General features: G+C 75.3%; 12 protein-coding genes and 1 riboswitch. Of the genes, 3 read left to right on the top strand and 9 right to left on the bottom strand.

Annotated elements, in window-relative coordinates; genetic code table 11:
• The first annotated feature begins 910 nt into the window (after positions 1-910).
• Positions 911-1,663 carry a phosphatase PAP2 family protein gene (locus WA788_RS21050; protein ID WP_335979586.1) on the top strand — a complete coding sequence of 251 codons (753 nt, stop codon included), beginning with the start codon at positions 911-913 and terminating at the stop codon, positions 1,661-1,663.
• Positions 1,664-1,745: 82 nt separating this feature from the next.
• Here the strand turns inward: WA788_RS21050 and WA788_RS21045 are convergent, their stop codons facing one another.
• Positions 1,746-2,168 carry an SH3 domain-containing protein gene (locus WA788_RS21045; protein WP_335979584.1) on the bottom strand — a complete coding sequence of 141 codons (423 nt, stop codon included), beginning with the start codon at positions 2,166-2,168 and terminating at the stop codon, positions 1,746-1,748.
• A gap of 118 nt (positions 2,169-2,286) precedes the next feature.
• On the bottom strand, positions 2,287-2,964 hold the full coding sequence (locus tag WA788_RS21040) for a TetR family transcriptional regulator (protein ID WP_335979582.1): 678 nt from the start codon (positions 2,962-2,964) through the stop codon (positions 2,287-2,289).
• A gap of 165 nt (positions 2,965-3,129) precedes the next feature.
• On the opposite strand from WA788_RS21040, the gene WA788_RS21035 reads away from it, so the two are divergent.
• Both WA788_RS21035 and metE read left to right on the top strand, forming a co-directional pair.
• The gene (locus WA788_RS21035) at positions 3,130-4,623 is read left to right on the top strand and encodes an MFS transporter (RefSeq protein ID WP_335979580.1); all 1,494 of its coding nucleotides are present in this window, start codon (positions 3,130-3,132) and stop codon (positions 4,621-4,623) included.
• Positions 4,624-4,718: 95 nt separating this feature from the next.
• Positions 4,719-4,937, top strand: a riboswitch (cobalamin riboswitch).
• 175 nt (positions 4,938-5,112) lie between these two features.
• The gene (gene metE, locus WA788_RS21030) at positions 5,113-7,431 is read left to right on the top strand and encodes a 5-methyltetrahydropteroyltriglutamate--homocysteine S-methyltransferase (protein WP_335979577.1); all 2,319 of its coding nucleotides are present in this window, start codon (positions 5,113-5,115) and stop codon (positions 7,429-7,431) included.
• A gap of 58 nt (positions 7,432-7,489) precedes the next feature.
• Here the strand turns inward: metE and cobF are convergent, their stop codons facing one another.
• The 7 genes from cobF to WA788_RS20995 all read right to left on the bottom strand — a co-directional run bounded on the left by cobF (position 7,490) and on the right by WA788_RS20995 (position 15,180).
• Entirely contained in the window at positions 7,490-8,281 is a 792-nt protein-coding gene (gene cobF, locus WA788_RS21025; protein WP_335979576.1) for a precorrin-6A synthase (deacetylating), read from the bottom strand.
• Between the two features lie 394 nt (positions 8,282-8,675).
• The gene (locus tag WA788_RS21020) at positions 8,676-9,491 is read right to left on the bottom strand and encodes a DUF1684 domain-containing protein (protein WP_335979574.1); all 816 of its coding nucleotides are present in this window, start codon (positions 9,489-9,491) and stop codon (positions 8,676-8,678) included.
• 52 nt (positions 9,492-9,543) lie between these two features.
• Positions 9,544-10,239 (bottom strand): flavin reductase family protein, encoded by a 696-nt coding sequence (locus tag WA788_RS21015; protein ID WP_335979572.1) that lies wholly within the window; start codon positions 10,237-10,239, stop codon positions 9,544-9,546.
• Complete coding sequence (locus tag WA788_RS21010; RefSeq protein ID WP_335979570.1) at positions 10,236-11,369, bottom strand: LLM class flavin-dependent oxidoreductase; 1,134 nt, start codon at positions 11,367-11,369, stop codon at positions 10,236-10,238. The genes WA788_RS21015 and WA788_RS21010 overlap by 4 nt, the downstream gene beginning before the upstream one ends.
• Before the next feature lie 12 nt (positions 11,370-11,381).
• A complete protein-coding gene (locus WA788_RS21005; protein ID WP_335979568.1) occupies positions 11,382-12,503 on the bottom strand; it encodes an LLM class flavin-dependent oxidoreductase in 1,122 nt (373 codons plus the stop codon).
• Positions 12,500-13,939: an NtaA/DmoA family FMN-dependent monooxygenase gene (locus WA788_RS21000; protein WP_335979566.1), complete on the bottom strand. Its 1,440-nt coding sequence runs from the start codon at positions 13,937-13,939 to the stop codon at positions 12,500-12,502. Before WA788_RS21000 ends, WA788_RS21005 begins: the two co-directional genes overlap by 4 nt.
• Positions 13,940-13,974: 35 nt before the next feature.
• A complete protein-coding gene (locus tag WA788_RS20995) occupies positions 13,975-15,180 on the bottom strand; it encodes an LLM class flavin-dependent oxidoreductase (protein ID WP_335979564.1) in 1,206 nt (401 codons plus the stop codon).
• Between the last annotated feature and the right edge of the window lie 82 nt (positions 15,181-15,262).

Raw genomic sequence — 15,262 nt, 5'->3', positions numbered from 1 at the left:
CCCGGTGCGTGGCCGGAGGCATGCCCGGTTTCTGCGTGCGAAGAAGCCCCGAGATCCCCTACCGCACACCCATTGAATAACACTCGACGCCGCCGCGCTCGCACGGTCGGCCACGCCTCGAACACACCCGGACACCCTGCGTTCCCCGGCCCCGTGAATCCCCCGCAACGGCGCTCTGCCGCGGGCCCGAATTCCCGCGGTGCCCTGACCCGGGCGGGGCGAAGCAGGACGCGCGCGGAGCGCCGGCCGCACGGCGGCGGGTGAACGGCCCCACGCTGCGCGCGACGACGGCCGGGCAGGGCGCAGGACGGGGGTGCGGCGGGGCGATGGCGGCGCGGGCGCCGGACGTCGGCCAGACGCTGCGCGCGGCAACGGCTGAGCAGAGCACAGGACAGGCGCGAAGCGGGACCGGGACGGGGCACGACCCCGGACGTGGGCGGGACCACGGAAGACCCGCGCAGGACCACGGCTGGACGGCGGCGGGCCGCGCGGGAGCGTGGCCGGGCAGGGCGCAGGACGCGGGCGGCGCGGGCGCCGGACGTCGGCCGGACGCTGCGCGCGCCGACGACTGAGCAAAGCACAGGACAGGCGCGAGGCGAGGCGGGGCACGACCCCGGATGGGCGCGGAACCACGGCCAGGCACCGACGGGGGCCCCGCGCAGGTTCACGGACGGACGGCGGCGGGGGGACGGGCCCCGGACCACGGCCGGAGGTCGGGGGGACGGGTCCGGGCTGAGGCTGGGCCGTGGTGGGTCGCGCGGGGGTACGGCTGGGCGGCGGGTTGGGGGGCACGCCGGTGGGGGCGGCGTCGACCCGGGCGGGGCCTACGTCTACAGTGCTGTAGTCATTCGGGTTTCACGCACGTGCGGCCCGGGGCGGCAACGGACCAAGGATGCGGGGCCGAGGCAGGATGTCCTCAGCGTTCACCACGCGCGCCTTCGCCCACCGGCGGCTGCGGACGCTCGCGCCGCACGGCGGCGGGGCTTTCGCAGCGGCCGGGGCGTTCACGCTGTGCGCGGCGCTCTTCACGCTCCTGGTGTGGGCGCTCGGCGCGCGCGGCGGCGCGCCGCTCGGGCCGGACCGCGCCGTGCACCAGTGGGCCGTCGCCCACCGCTCCGCGGATGTGGTCGCCGCCTCGCGCCTGCTGGACACGACCGGGGCCGGCCCGCTGCCCTACGTCGCGGCGGCGCTGGCCGGGTGGACCGGGTGCGCGCAGCGGACGGCGTCGCGGCGGGAGGTGTCGGCGGCGCTGTGCGGGGTGGCGATCCTGCTGACCGGGCAGGCGCTGCGGCTGGCGGTCGTCTTCGCCCTGGACCGGCCGCGCCCGCCGGTGGCGGACTGGGCGGTGCTCGGCACCGACTGGGCGTTCCCGTCCGGCCACGCCACCACGGCCGCGCTGACCGCGGGGCTGCTGGCCTGGGCGGCGCTGCGCAGTGACGCGCCGCGCGGCGCCGTACGGCTGGACGTGCTGAGCTGCGGCTGCTGGGTGGCGGCGATCAGCGCCACCCGGATCTACCTGGGGGTGCAGTGGCCCACCGACGAGCTGGGCGGCTGGCTGCTCGGTGCGGCGTGGCTGGCCCTGACCCTGCCGCTGCTGTCGGCGCTCGCCGGCCGTCCGGCGGCGGCGCGGACCGCTCCGCCCCCGGGCGGGATGCGGCACTGACCGGAGGCGGCGGGAGGGCGGCGCCCCGGAGCCGCTTGCGGGACCTGCCGCGGCTCCGGGATGCCCGCGTGCTTCGGGGCCGTCAGCCCTTGGCGCCCTTCGGCACCGCGTTCATCACGTCGCTGCCGCTGCGCAGCACGTCCTTGCAGTAGGAGACGTAGCCGGTGTTGTCGACGTACTTCGCCGAGACCCAGTTGGAGTTGTCCCGGAGCAGGTACCAGATGTCGTTGCCCTCGATGTTCTGGGCGCGGACCTTGCAGCGCAGGCCGACCTGCTGGCGGTAGGCGAGCGAGCCCTTCACGGAGGAGTCCGTGCTGGGGAACTGGCGCTGGACGACGCCATTGCCGGCGACGACCGTGCCGTAGGGCTTGGCCGGGGCGGCCGGGGCCGCCTGGGCGGCGGTGGCGCCCAGCAGGGTGGTGCCGAGCGCGGCGGCGGCGGCCAGCGCGCCCGCGGCGGTGACGATGCGGCCTCGGAGGGTAGGAAGAGCAGCGGATGTCGCCAAGGGACTTCTCCTGTTCCTGGGGTGCGGTGAGACGCATGGGGCACCGCAGAAGCTACGCCGCACGTTCCGGCGACAACGTGGGGAAATCGCCGCGTTCAGCCGAACGTGCGAGCCGCGCTCACCCGTCTGCGGACCCGTCCCCGGCCACCCGGCCGACCGGGCCGGGGCCGCCGCCGGGTACGGTGCCGCCGCCAGGTACGGTGCCGGGCCCCGGCCCGGCCAGCCAGGGATCGGCGTCGAGCACGTGGTGGAACAGCGCGCGGGCCTCGTCCGCGGGCAGGTCGTGGTTTCCGCGCACCGCCTCGTCGAGCCAGACCCGGAAAGCGGCGACCGCACGCGCCACCAGCAGGCGGGTGTGCAGGCCGGGCTCCGCGGCGCCGCCGTGCCGGTTGCGCACCTGCCGGGCGAACCGCTGCTCCTGCTGCGGCAGATGCCAGAACGCGTCGAACCGCCGGTCGGCGGAGCTGGTGATGATCCGCCGGTACAGCCCGAGTTGCCGCCGGTGAGCCAGCGCGTAGTCCGCGAGGTCCAGCATCGCCGAGCGGACCGCCTCGCGTTCGCCGGACCCGGCGGGCGTGGCGGCGAGCGACTGGTCGAGCCGCGCGGTCATCTCCTGGAGCGGCACGTTCAGCAGCTCCTCCTTGGAGGCGAAGTAGCGGAAGAAGGTGCGCCGCCCGATGTCGGCGGCCTCGCAGATGGCGGCCACGGTCACGTCGTCGTATCCGTGCTCGCCGAAGAGCCGGAAGGCGACCTCGATCGTCGCCGCGCGGTTGTCCGCGCGCTTGCGTTCGCGCATCCCGTCGATGTGCGCCTCCTCGGTGTACGGCCGTACGTCAACGATCCGATTGAATCCTATGCACGTTCGTGGCACCGTATGCCACATGGCACCGTGTGCCACGAAATCCGCGCGGGCCGCCGGACGGCCGCGCAGGCCAGGGCATGTCCAGAGCGAGGAGCAACCGTGGTGAAGAACTCGGAGCACGCCCCCGAGGCGTCGGAGGCGGCCGCCGACGGCGACGGCCGGGCCGGCTCGCGGCCCGGCTGGCAACCGGCCGAGATCGCCGCGCTCGCGGTGGTCTCGCTCGCCGGGCTGCTCGCCTCGCTCACCCAGTCGCTGCTGATCCCGGTGCTGCCGAAGATCACCACCGACCTGCACAGCTCCACCGGCGACGTGCAGTGGCTGCTGACGTCCACGCTGCTGGTCGCGTCCGTCGCGGTGCCGGTGGCCGGCCGGCTCGGCGACCTGTACGGCAAGAAGGTCACGCTGATCGCGGCGGCGGCCGCGCTCTGCGTCGGCTCGCTGGTCTCCGCGCTGAGCGACGGCCTGGTGCCGATGATCGTCGGCCGCGCGATCGTCGGCGTCTCGATGGCCGTGATCCCGCTGGGCATCAGCCTGTTGAGCTCGATCCTGCCGCGCGAGCGGGCATCGGCGGGGATCGCCCTGGTCAGCGCGATGCTCGGGATCGGCGGCGCGCTCGGGGTGCCGATGGCCGCGTGGATCGGCGAGCACGCCGACTACCACCTGCTCTTCTGGATCTGCGCGGCCGGCGGCGCGCTGTCGGTGCTCGGCACCTGGCTGCTGCTCAGCGAGCCGCCCGGGCGCTCCACCGGCCGGCTCGACCTGCCGGGCACCGTGGTGCTCGCCGGCGGCCTGGTCTGCCTGCTGCTGCCGCTGAGCCAGGCGTCCAGTTGGGGCTGGTCGTCGCCGACCACGATCGGCCTGCTGGTCGCCGCGGCGGTGCTGCTGGCCGGGTTCGTGGTCTGGGAGCGCCGCGCGGCCTCGCCGCTGGTCGACGTCCGGGTCAACGCCGCGCCCGCGCTGCTGCTGACGAACGTCGCGTCCGTCTGCGTCGGCTTCGCGCTGTTCGCCACGCTCATCGGCACCGCCTCCTACGTGGAGGCGCCGCGCGTGACCGGCTACGGCTTCGGCTCGTCCGTGGTGGTGGGCGGCCTGTGCCTGCTGCCCAGCGGCGTGGCGATGCTCATCCTGTCGCCGGCCTCGGCGGCGATCACCAACGCGGTCGGGCCGAAGATCACCCTGGCCATCGGCGCGACCATCGTGGCGGCCGGCTTCGTGGTGCGGATCGCGCTCACCGGCCACCTGTGGGAGATCATCCTCGGCACCAGCATCGCCGGGGCCGGCACCGGTATCGCGTACGCGGCCATGCCCGCGCTGATCAACCTCGCCGCGCCGCGCTCGGCCCTCGCGGCCGCCAACGGCCTCAACTCGCTCTTCCGCTCCGTCGGCAGCTCGCTGGCCAGCGCGGTCGGCGGCACCCTGTTCGCCTCGCAGGTGATCGTGCTGGGCGGCCAGGCCATACCCTCCCTGCACGCCTACCGGCTGCTCTTCGGGATCTGCGCGGGCGCGGCCCTGCTCGGCGCCCTGATCGCGCTGACGGTGCCCACCTCGCCGCAGGAGGAGGAAGCCGCGCAGGCGGAACCGGTACCGGCCTGACGCTCCCCGCCTGATGCTCCCCCGGCCGGGTGGAACACCCCGGCCGGGGCCGCCGGGACGGGAAAAGGGGCGGCCCGGCGGCGCCCGCGCGATCTATGCTGGCGGGTGCAGCTGGTTCGCCCCTGCCCGCCAGGCAGGCGCGTCGCAAGAGGGAACCCGGTGGGAATCCGGGACTGCCCCGCAGCGGTGAGTGGGAACGACCGCCGTCAGACGCACTGGGTCCGCCTCGGACCTGGGAAGCGACGGCCAGTAGGTGTCTGCCCCCGGCAGGCGTGCCCGCGAGTCCGAAGACCTGCCCGTTGCCCGTACGCGACCACTCGCGTGCGGAAGTCCCGGTGACCTCGTGGGCGGGTCGGCGTACATGGGCAGGCAGGTGGACGAGCGCGCGCCGTCGTCGGTGCGCCGGGTCCGTACCGGTCCGGTGTGCCGCCTTCGCACCCTCGTCCCGTCGCCGGGATGCCAGGGAGACATCTCGCGAAGGAGAGTTCCGTGTCAGCGAAGTCCGCAGCCGCGGCAGCACGGGCCACCGTGTACGGCTACCCCCGCCAGGGACAGCACCGGGAACTGAAGAAGGCCGTCGAGGGCTACTGGAAGGGCCAAGTCGGCGCCGACGCCCTCCGGCAGACCGCCGCCGACCTGCGCCGCGCCAACTGGCGGCAGCTCGCCGGGGCCGGCCTCCACGAACTGCCCACCGGCGACTTCTCGTACTACGACCACGTGCTCGACACCAGCGTCATGGTCGGCGCCGTGCCCGAGCGGCACCGCGCGGCCGTCGCCGCCGACCGGCTCGACGGCTACTTCGCGATGGCCCGCGGCACCCAGGACACGGCGCCGCTGGAGATGACGAAGTGGTTCGACACCAACTACCACTACCTGGTGCCCGAGTTGGGTCCGGACACCGTCTTCCGCGCGGACTCCTCCCAGCAGGTCGGCGAGCTGCGCGAGGCCCTCGCGCTCGGGTACGACGCGCGGCCGGTGCTCGTCGGCCCCGTGACCTACCTGCTGCTCGCCAAGGCCGCGCCCGGCGCGCCGGCCGGGTTCGAGCCGCTGTCCCTGCTGGACCGGCTGCTGCCGGTGTACGCGGAGGTGCTCGCCGACCTGCGGGCCGCCGGCGCGGCGTGGGCGCAGCTCGACGAGCCCGCCCTCGTACAGGACCGCACGCCGGCCGAACTGGCCGCGGCCGAGCGCGCCTACCGCGCGCTGGGCGGCGCCGCCGACCGGCCGAAGCTGCTCGTCGCGTCCTACTTCGACCGGCTCGGCGAGGCGCTGCCGGTGCTGGCCGCGGCCCCCGTCGAGGGCCTGGCACTGGACTTCACCGGCCCGGCCGCCGCCAACCTCGACCACCTCGCCGCCGTCGGCGGGCTGCCCGGCAAGCGCCTGGTCGCCGGTGTCGTCGACGGCCGCAACATCTGGATCAACGACCTCCAACGGTCGCTGTCCACGCTCGGCACCCTCCTCGGCCTCGCCGACCGCGTCGACGTCGCCGCCTCCTGCTCGCTGCTGCACGTGCCGCTGGACACCGCGCCCGAACGGGACATCGACCCGCAGGTGCGGCGCTGGCTGGCCTTCGCGCGGCAGAAGGCCGCCGAGGTCGCCACGCTCGCCAGGGGCCTGGCCGAGGGCACCGGCAGCATCGCGGGCGAACTCGCCGCCTGCCGCGCCGCCCTCGCCTCCCGCGCGGCCTCCCCGATCACCCGCGACCCCGCCGTACGCGCCCGGGTCGCGGCGGTCACCGACGCCGACGCCCACCGCGCCCAGCCGTACCCGGAGCGGGCCGCCGCCCAGCGGGCCCGCCTCGGGCTGCCGCTGCTGCCCACCACCACCATCGGCTCCTTCCCGCAGACCGCCGAGCTGCGCACCGCCCGCGCCGACCTGCGCGCCGGGCGGATCGACCCGGCCGGCTACGAGGAGCGGATCAGGGCCGAGATCGGCGAGGTGATCTCCTTCCAGGAGCGGACGGGCCTGGACGTGCTGGTGCACGGCGAGCCCGAGCGCAACGACATGGTCCAGTACTTCGCCGAGCAGCTCACCGGCTACCTCGCCACGCGGCACGGCTGGGTCCAGTCCTACGGCACCCGGTACGTGCGCCCGCCGATCCTGGCCGGGGACATCTCCCGGCCCGGGCCGATGACCGTGCGCTGGACCTCCTACGCGCAGTCGCTGACCTCACGCCCGGTCAAGGGCATGCTCACCGGCCCGGTCACCATGCTCGCCTGGTCCTTCGTCCGCGACGACCAGCCGCCCGGCGACACCGCCCGGCAGGTCGCCCTCGCACTGCGCGACGAGGTGGCCGACCTGGAGGCGGCCGGGACGGCGGTGATCCAGGTCGACGAGCCGGCGCTGCGCGAGACGCTGCCGCTGCGCGCGGCCGACCGCCCCGCCTACCTGGCCTGGGCAACCACGGCCTTCCGGCTCACCACCGCGGCGGCCGGTCCGGCCACCCAGATCCACACCCACATGTGCTACGCCGAGTTCGGGGACATCGTGCAGGCCATCGAGGACCTCGACGCCGACGTCATCAGCCTGGAGGCCGCCCGCTCCCACATGCAGGTCGCCACCGAACTCGCCGGCCGCGGCTACCCGCGGGAGGCCGGTCCGGGCGTCTACGACATCCACTCGCCGCGCGTACCGGACGCGCAGGAGGCGGCGGCCCTGCTGCGCAAGGGACTTGAGGCCATCCCGGCCGAGCGGCTGTGGGTCAACCCGGACTGCGGCCTGAAGACCCGCGGCTGGCCCGAGACCCGGGCGTCCCTGGCCCACCTGGTGGCAGCCGCCCGCACGGTCCGGGCGGAGCTGGCCGCGAACTGACCCGGCCCGGCCGCGGGTCGGGGGGCGAGGGCCCGCCGGTCCGCGGCCGGGCGCCGGGTCACGGCCGGGTGCGGCGCAGCAGGTAGGTGTCCATGATCCAGCCGTGCCGGGCGCGGGCCTGCGCCCGGACCTCCCGGATGCGGTCGGCGACGTCGGCGAGCGGGCCGGCGACCAGGATCTCGTCCGGGGTGCCGAGGTAGGCGCCCCAGTAGATCCAGACGCCGTCGCCCTCGACCTGGGTGAAGGACTCGTGGGCGTCGAGCATCACGACCACGTCGCTGTCCACGCCGCCCTCCTGTCCGGGGAAGATCTCCGGGAGGCGGCGCGCGGGGGTGATGTGGACGGGCCGGCCGACCTGGTTCAGGCCGATCCGGTGCCGGGCGGCCAGCGCGGAGACGCTGCTGATGCCGGGCACCACCTCGACGTCGAAGGCGACGGTGCCGCGGGCGGCGATCTCGTCGAGCATGCTGAGCGTGCCGTCGTAGAGCGCCGGGTCGCCCCAGACGAGGAAGGCGCCCGCCTGGCCGGGCGCCAACTCGTCGCGGATCAGCTGCTCGCAGGCGTCCGCGCGCTTGCTCCGCCAGTCGTGCACGGCGGCGGTGTACGCGCCGCGCCCGGCGGCCGCCCGGTCGCGCGGCGGGTCTTCCGTCTCCACGATCCGGTGCGGCCGGTCGGAGTGCTCCTCGATCACGGCCCGCCGGAAGTCCGTCAGGGACGCCTTGACCGGCCCCTTCCCGATCAGGAAGAAGACGTCGGCGCGGCGGATGGCGCGCACCGCGCCGAGCGTCAGGTGGTCGGGGTCGCCGGCTCCGATGCCGATGACGAGGAGGTGGCGCTGCTCCGTGCTCATCTGCGGGCTTTCCAGGTGGTCGGTGGAGAAACCGCTGGTCCGCGGCAACCGCGCGCCCGCCGGGGGCGCGCTGCACGAAGCGTACGCTGCGCCGCGCCACGCCCGTCAGCGGGCCGTGGCGTCCCAGGCCGTGCCGGACACATCCCGCCTGCCCGGCGGGGCCCGGCACGCACGCTCCCCCCTGCCTCCGGCGGGAGGCGCCCCCAGCGTTGCCGGTCGTCGGCGCGGCCCGCCGCGCTCTGTTCCCCAGCGCTTCGCCTGGGCTACCCCCATCCTCCGCCGTGCGATCGGGGGGCACCGCCCATGCCGTAGGCCACGGGGGAGCACCAGACCCCGTCGGCCCCCGACCTTTGGGCGGGACGACGCTACGGGTCAGGCACGGTCCGGCCGCCCGTCACCGCCCGGCAGGGGTCTTCTCGCCGGCCTCGATCGGCACCGGCAGGTGGTTCTCGGCCGGCGGCAGCGGGCAGGTGGCCAGGTCGGTGTAGGCGCAGGGGAGGTTGGCGGCCCGGTTGAAGTCGATCAGGACGGTGCCGTCGGCGTCAGGCGCGGCCAGCGACAGGGAGCGGTTGGCGGCGTAGGTGGTGACCCCGGAGGTGGCGTCGGTGAACAGCACCAGCAGGCTGCCGGGGGTGCGGCCGTTGAACGCGGTGAGCCGGTGGGTGGTGCCGTCGAGCTCGAACTCGACCTCGCCGGGGGCGTCGTAGACGTGCTGGAGGCCCTCGACGGCGGCGCCGACGGTCGTCGGGCGCGGGGCGTCGAACGGCAGGTAGCGGCCGGTGCGGGCCCAGCGCGGGTCGGGGGCGTAGGCGGGGGTGCCGGTGAAGTCGCGCAGCAGGGCGTTGTCGGGGTGGCGGGGGCGGAGGATGTCGTGGCCGCCGCGCTTGGCGATCTCGATGACGGCGTCCCCGGCGGTGGGGAAGAGCCCGTCGCGTTCGGCGATCACGCCGAACGCGTGGCGGCCGCGCAGGACCTGGCCGTCGAGGGTCAGCTCCTCGCCGTCGGCGAGGTCGACCACCACGCCGTCCTCGGTGGCCGACCAGGCGCCGGGCGCGTCGGGGAAGCGGGTGGGCGTGGCGTCGAGCCAGCGCAGGCTGGTGACGGCGAGGAAGCCGTGCGGGTCGGCGAGGACCCGTTCGTGCGCGGTGTGCCACTCCTCCCACTGGCGGGTGAAGGTCTCCTGCGCGGTCGCTTCGGCTTGTACGGTCATGGCGCTCCGTTCGGGGGTCGGACGGGCCCGGGCGGGCCGGGCCGGGGTCGGTTCAGCGGTGGTCGGTGTTCTCGCGGTCGGCGGCCTGTTCGAGGCGGCGGAACCGGCTGGCGTGGAAGACGAGCGGCGTGACCGCGTGGTCGGCGTCCAGCGCGTGCACCCGCAGCAGCACGATGTCGTGGTCGCCGGCCCGGACCAGCTGCTCGACGGAGCAGTCGAACCAGGCGCTGCCGCGGTCCAGCAGCACCGCGCCGTCGGCGGTGGCATGCCAGTCCAGCCCGGCGAACCGGTCGGCGCCGCGGGCGGCGAGCTGCGCGCAGTCGCGTTCCTGGTCGGCGCCGAGCACGGTGACGCCGAGCCGGGCGCGGCCGGCCAGCGCCGGCCACGTGGTGGAGGTGTGCGCCACGCACACCGACAGCAGCGGCGGGTCGAGGGAGACGGAGGTGAAGGAGTTGGCCGCCATGCCGGTGGGCACCCCGTCGACCAGCGCGGCTACCGCGGTCACGCCGGTGGGGAACGCGCCGAACACCCGGCGCAGTTCGGTGGCGGAGAGCGCCTCCTCCCCGGTGGGCAGCCGGCGCTGCGGCCGGTCGGGGTGCGGCGGCCGGGCGGCGGGGTCGGCGCGGTGCGCGGGGTCGTCAAGGTGGACGGGGTCGTCGCGGTGGACGGCGGCGGGCGGACGGGCCGGCTGGCGGGCACCGCGCCCGTCGTGCCGCTCGTCCCTGCGCTGCGCCCTGGTCGTCGTCATCGTCGCGTCCACTCCTCGGCCAGCAGCTGGTACGAGCGGACCCGGTCCGCGTGATCGTGGGTGATGGTGGTGATCAGCAGTTCGTCGGCGCCGGTGGCGTCGCGCAGCGTCTCCAGCTGGTCGGCGACCTGCCGCGCCGTCCCGACGAACTGCGTCTCGACCCGGTCGGCGACCAGGTCCCGGTCCTCGTCGCTCCAGGCGAGGGCGCGGGCCTGCTCGGGGGTGGGGAAGCGGATGGCGCCCGCGCCGGTGCGGATGCTGCGCACCCACGGGCCGTAGCCGGCGGCCAGCTCCCGCGCGGTGCCCTCGTCCGCGGCCACCACGACGTCGGCGGACACGCTCACATACGGCCGGTCCAGCTCCGCCGACGGCACGAACGCCGCCCGGTAGCCCTCGGCGGCCTCCAGTACGGTGGCCGGGCTGACGTGGTAGTTCGCCGCGAACCGCAGCCCGTGGGCGCCGGCGGTCTGGGCGCTGATCCCGGCGCTGCTGCCGAGTATCCACACCTGGAGGTCGGCGCCCTCGCCGGGGACGACGTGGGCGGCGGTGCCGTCCTCGGTGGCGTAGTCGCCGCCGAGCAGCGCGAGGATGTCCGCGATTTGCTCGGCGTAGGGCTGCGGCTGGGCTCCGGGCAGGGTCATCAGGCGCTGGTGCAGGGCGAAGCGGGGCGAGGTGAGCAGCTTCTCGGGGGCGAACCGGGCGGGGATGCGCAGGCCGTTCGGGGTGCGGCCGTCGACGACGGGCGTGGTGGCGGTGAGCGCGGGCTGCCGGCCGGCCGCGGGCGGGACCGGCCCGCCGGAGCGGCCCAGGCCCAGGTCGAAGCGGCCGGGGTGCAGCGCGTCGAGCAGCCCGAACTCCTCGACGGTGGACAGCGCGGTGCGGTGTCCGAGCTGCACCGCGCCCGACCCGAGCCGGATGGTGGAGGTGGCGGCCGCGGTCAGGGCGAGCACCACCGCCGGGGAGGTGCCGGCGACCCCGGGGTTGAGGTGGTGCTCGGCGAACCAGTGGCGGGTGTAGCCGAGTTGTTCGGCCTGCCGGGCGAGGTCGATGCTGTTGCGCAGGGCCTGGCCGGCGCTGGAGCCGGTGGAGATCGGCACCAGGTCCAGGACGGCGAGCGGGGTGGGGGCCACGGATGCTCCTTGTCAGGCGGCCGCGGACGGGGCCGCGGCGGGGTCGGACGTCGGCGCGGAGGGGTCGGGCGCGGCCGGGGCGCCGACCGGGCCCCAGGGCCACGGTGGGTCGGGGATGTCCCGGCGCAGGGTCGGCGCGATGTCCGACTGGAACAGCGCGAGCGCGTCGCGGTGCTGGGTGTCGGTGAGGCCGTCCGCGTCGGCGTGCAGGTGGAGCACGCTGTGGCCGAACTGCTCGTGGTAGCGGTGGACCTTGTCGATGATCTGCTGCGGGCTGCCGATCAGCGCCGAGCTGCGCGCGACGAAGTCCTCCAGGGTCGGGAAGACCGGTTCCAGGCCGAGCCGCTTGGAGAACGCGAGCCGGCCCTCGAAGACGGGGCGGTAGGCGGCCAGGGCCTCCTGCGAGGTGCGCGCGGCGTAGTAGCCGGCGCTGCCCGCGCCCACGGTGGCGAGCGCCGGGTCGTGGCCGTAGTGCGCCCACCGCTCCCGGTAGTAGCGCACCAACTCGGCGTAGGGCTCGATGGGGTTGGTGACGTTGGCGGAGAACAGCGGGTCGCCGTAGCGGGCGGCGAGGTCGACCGACTCGCGGCTGGTGGCGCTGCCGTGCCAGACCCGGATCGGCTGCTGGAACGGCCGCGGCCACACCTCGGCCTCCTCCAGGGCGGGCCGGAACCGCGGGCGGGCGGTGGTGCGGTCCTGCCGCCACAGGGTGCGGAACAGCTCGTAGCTCTCGGCGTTGCGGTCCCACTGGTCGTCGGTGGTGACGTGGAACAGCTCGCGCTGGGCGGAGCCGTTGCCCTTGCCGACGATCAGCTCCAGCCGGCCGTCGGAGAGGTGGTCGAGGGTGGCGTAGTCCTCGTAGGCCCGTACCGGGTCGAGCAGGCTGAGCGTGGTGACCGCGGTGAACAGCCGGATGCGGGAGGTGAGGGCGGCGAGGTGGCTGAGCACCACCGGCGGCGCCGAGGAGATGAACGGCCGTTCGTGGCGCTCCCCGACGCCGAAGCCGTCGAAACCCAGCTCCTCGGCGAGCAGGGCGTTGTCGACGACTTCCTGGAACCGGGCGCGGGTGGACTTGCGCTCACCGGTGACGGGGTGGGGCGCGTGAACGATCAGGGTGATGGCGAGGAACTTCACGACGCGGCCCTCACCTCACCGGCCGCGGCCGGTGCTCCGGCGCGGACCGGGCCCGGGCGGTCGGGGTGGGCCAGGCCCAGGTGGTCGCGCAGGGTCTCGCCCTCGTACTCGGTGCGGAAGACGCCGCGCTCCTGGAGCAGCGGCACCACGGTGTCCGCGAACTCGTCGAGGCCGCCCGGGGTGAGGTGGGGCGCGAGGATGAAGCCGTCGCTGGCGTCGGCCTGGACGAACGCGTCGAGCTGAGCGGCGACGTGCTCGGCGGTGCCGACGAAGGACTGCCGCCCGGTCAGTTCGATCACCAGGTCCCGGATGGAGAGCTTGCGTTCCTCGGCGACGGCCCGCCAGCGGGCGGCGGTCTGCGCGCGGTCCTCGCGGTGGGCGTCGGCGCGGCCGCGGCCGATCGGCTCGGCGTCGGTCAGCGGCTCGACGTCCGGCAGCGGGCCCTCCGGGTCGTAGGCGCTCAGGTCGCGGTTCCACAGCCGCTCCAGGAAGGCGATCGCGGTGGCCCCGCTGACCTGCTGGCGGCGGATCACCCGGGACTTCTCCTCGGCGTCGGCCGCGCTGTCGCCGAGGACGAAGCTCACGCCGGGCAGGATCAGCAGCTCCTCGGCGGTGCGGCCGTACTTCGGGAGGCGGCCCTTGACGTCGGCGTAGAACGCCTTGCCCGCCTCCAGGGTGCCGTGCCGGGTGAAGATCGCGTCGGCGGCGGAGGCGGCGAACTCCCGGCCCTGCTCGGAGTCGCCGGCCTGGAAGACCACCGGGTGGCCCTGCGGGCCGCGCGGCACGTTGAAGTGGCCGCGGATGTCGAACTGGGTGGTGCGGTGGTCGAACCGGCCGGGTCCCGGCGCCCGCAGGAAGGCGCCGCCCGCCCGGTCCGCGATGACCTCGCCGCCCGGCCAGGAGTCCAGCAACTCCCGTACGGCGGTGAGGAACTGGCGGGCCCGCTCGTAGCGGTCGGGCTGGGCGAGGTAGCCGCCGCGGCGGAAGTTCTCGCCGGTGAAGGCGTCCCAGGAAGTGACCACGTTCCAGGCGGCGCGACCGCCCGAGAGGTGGTCGAGCGACGCGAACTGCCGGGCCACCTCGTAGGGTTCGTTGAAGGTGGAGTTGATGGTGCCGGCCAGGCCCAGCCGGTCGGTGACGGCGGCGAGCGCGGCCAGCACCGTGAAGGTGTCGGGGCGGCCGACGACGTCCAGGTCGTGGATGAGGCCGCCCTGTTCGCGCAGCCGCAGCCCCTCGGCCAGGAACAGGAAGTCGAACTTCGCCCGTTCCGCGGTGCGCGCCAGGTGGACGAAGGAGCTGAAGTCGATCTGGCTGCCGGCGGCCGGGTCGCTCCACACGGTGGTGTTGTTGACGCCGGGGAAGTGCGCGGCGAGGTGGATCTGCTTGCGCGGCTTGCCATTGCTGCCGGGTGTGCCGGTCCGGTCGGTGCTGCTCATGCGGGGTCTGCCTCCTGGGGCTTCGCGCGGGTCGCTCAGGCGGGGGCGTAGCGGTTGGCCGGGCGGGGCAGGCCGAGCAGCCCGCGCAGCGTGTCGGCCTGGTACGACTCGCGGAAGGCGCCGCGGCGCTGGAGTTCGGGCACCAGGTCGCGGCTGACCCGGGCCAGGTCGTAGGGCAGCGTCGCGGGGCGCAGCCGGAAGCCGGTCAGCCCGGTGGCGGCGAACTCCAGCAGCAGGTCGGCGAGTTCGGCGGCGGTGCCGGTGAAGACCAGGGCGTCACTGGCGTAGGGCGCGTCCAGTTCGGCGTCCAGCCGGGCGCGGCGCTCGGCGGCCCGGCCGGGCTCCTCGTCGAGGAAGACCACCAGGTCCGCAAAGACGTGCACGGTCTGGCCGCCCCGCCCGGCCTCCTCCTGCGCCTGGCGGATCTCGCCGACGACCGCGGCCGCCTGCCCGATGCCGTGCGGGGTGGTGAAGCCGAGGTCGGCGGAGGAGGCGACCAGGCGGAAGGGCTCGGTGCGGTGCGCGAGCGCGGCCACCAGCGGCTGACCCTGCGGCGGGCGCGGGGTGATGGAGGGCCCCTTGACGCTGAAGTGCGGTCCCTCGAAGTCGATGTAGTGCAGCTTGTCGCGGTCGATGAAGCGGCCGGTGGCCACGTCGCGGATCTCCGCGTCGTCCTCCCAGCTGTCCCACAGCCGCCGCACCACCTCGACGTAGTCGGCGGCCTCGCCGAACAGCTCGGCCAGCAGCGCCCTGCCGTCCGGGGTGTCCAGCGCGTCGAGCGACAGCCCGGGCAGGGTGCGGCGGCCGAAGTGCGCGGCCTCGTCGGGCCGGGCGGACACCCGCACCTGGACCCCGGCGCGGCCGGTGCTGACGTAGTCGAGGGTGGCGATCGCCTTCGACAGGTGGAACGGCTCGGTGTGGGTGACCACCGCGACCGGCAGCAGGCCGATGTGCCGGGTCAGCGGTGCGATCCGGGCGGCGGTCAGCACCGCGTCCAGCCGGCCGCGCACCTGGTCGGTCCGCTCGTCGGGGCCGGTGGGCAGGGACGACTGGAGGCCGAGGGAGTCCTCGATGGTGAGCAGGTCCAGCAGGCCGCGTTCGGCCTCGGCGGCCAGGTCGGCCCAGTAGCGCGCGGTGAACAGCTCGGCCGGCCGCGCGTCGGCCTCCCGCCAGGCGGCGGGGTGCCAGCCGGCGCCGTCGAGGGCGACCGCGAGGTGGAGGGGGGTGGTGGATCGGGACATGGACGTACCGCTTCCTGCTCGGACGGGCCGCGGGCGAACGGCCGGGGCATGGAGGTCGGGGTGTGGACGGATCGGAGTGCGT

The sequence above is a fragment of the Streptomyces sp. CA2R106 genome (assembly GCF_037034245.1).
Taxonomy (GTDB): Bacteria; Actinomycetota; Actinomycetes; order Streptomycetales; family Streptomycetaceae; genus Actinacidiphila.
This window is presented reverse-complemented; position numbering and strand designations above follow the sequence as displayed.

Bases quoted from the DNA above. Each gene is read 5' to 3' on its own strand.
- WA788_RS21050 (WP_335979586.1), top strand. From the start codon at position 911: ATGTCCTCAGCGTTCACCACGCGCGCCTTCGCCCACCGGCGGCTGCGG.
- WA788_RS21040 (WP_335979582.1), bottom strand. From the start codon at position 2,964: ATGCGCGAACGCAAGCGCGCGGACAACCGCGCGGCGACGATCGAGGTC.
- cobF (WP_335979576.1), bottom strand. From the start codon at position 8,281: ATGAGCACGGAGCAGCGCCACCTCCTCGTCATCGGCATCGGAGCCGGC.
- WA788_RS21020 (WP_335979574.1), bottom strand. From the start codon at position 9,491: ATGACCGTACAAGCCGAAGCGACCGCGCAGGAGACCTTCACCCGCCAG.
- WA788_RS21015 (WP_335979572.1), bottom strand. From the start codon at position 10,239: ATGACGACGACCAGGGCGCAGCGCAGGGACGAGCGGCACGACGGGCGC.
- WA788_RS21000 (WP_335979566.1), bottom strand. From the start codon at position 13,939: ATGAGCAGCACCGACCGGACCGGCACACCCGGCAGCAATGGCAAGCCG.
- WA788_RS20995 (WP_335979564.1), bottom strand. From the start codon at position 15,180: ATGTCCCGATCCACCACCCCCCTCCACCTCGCGGTCGCCCTCGACGGC.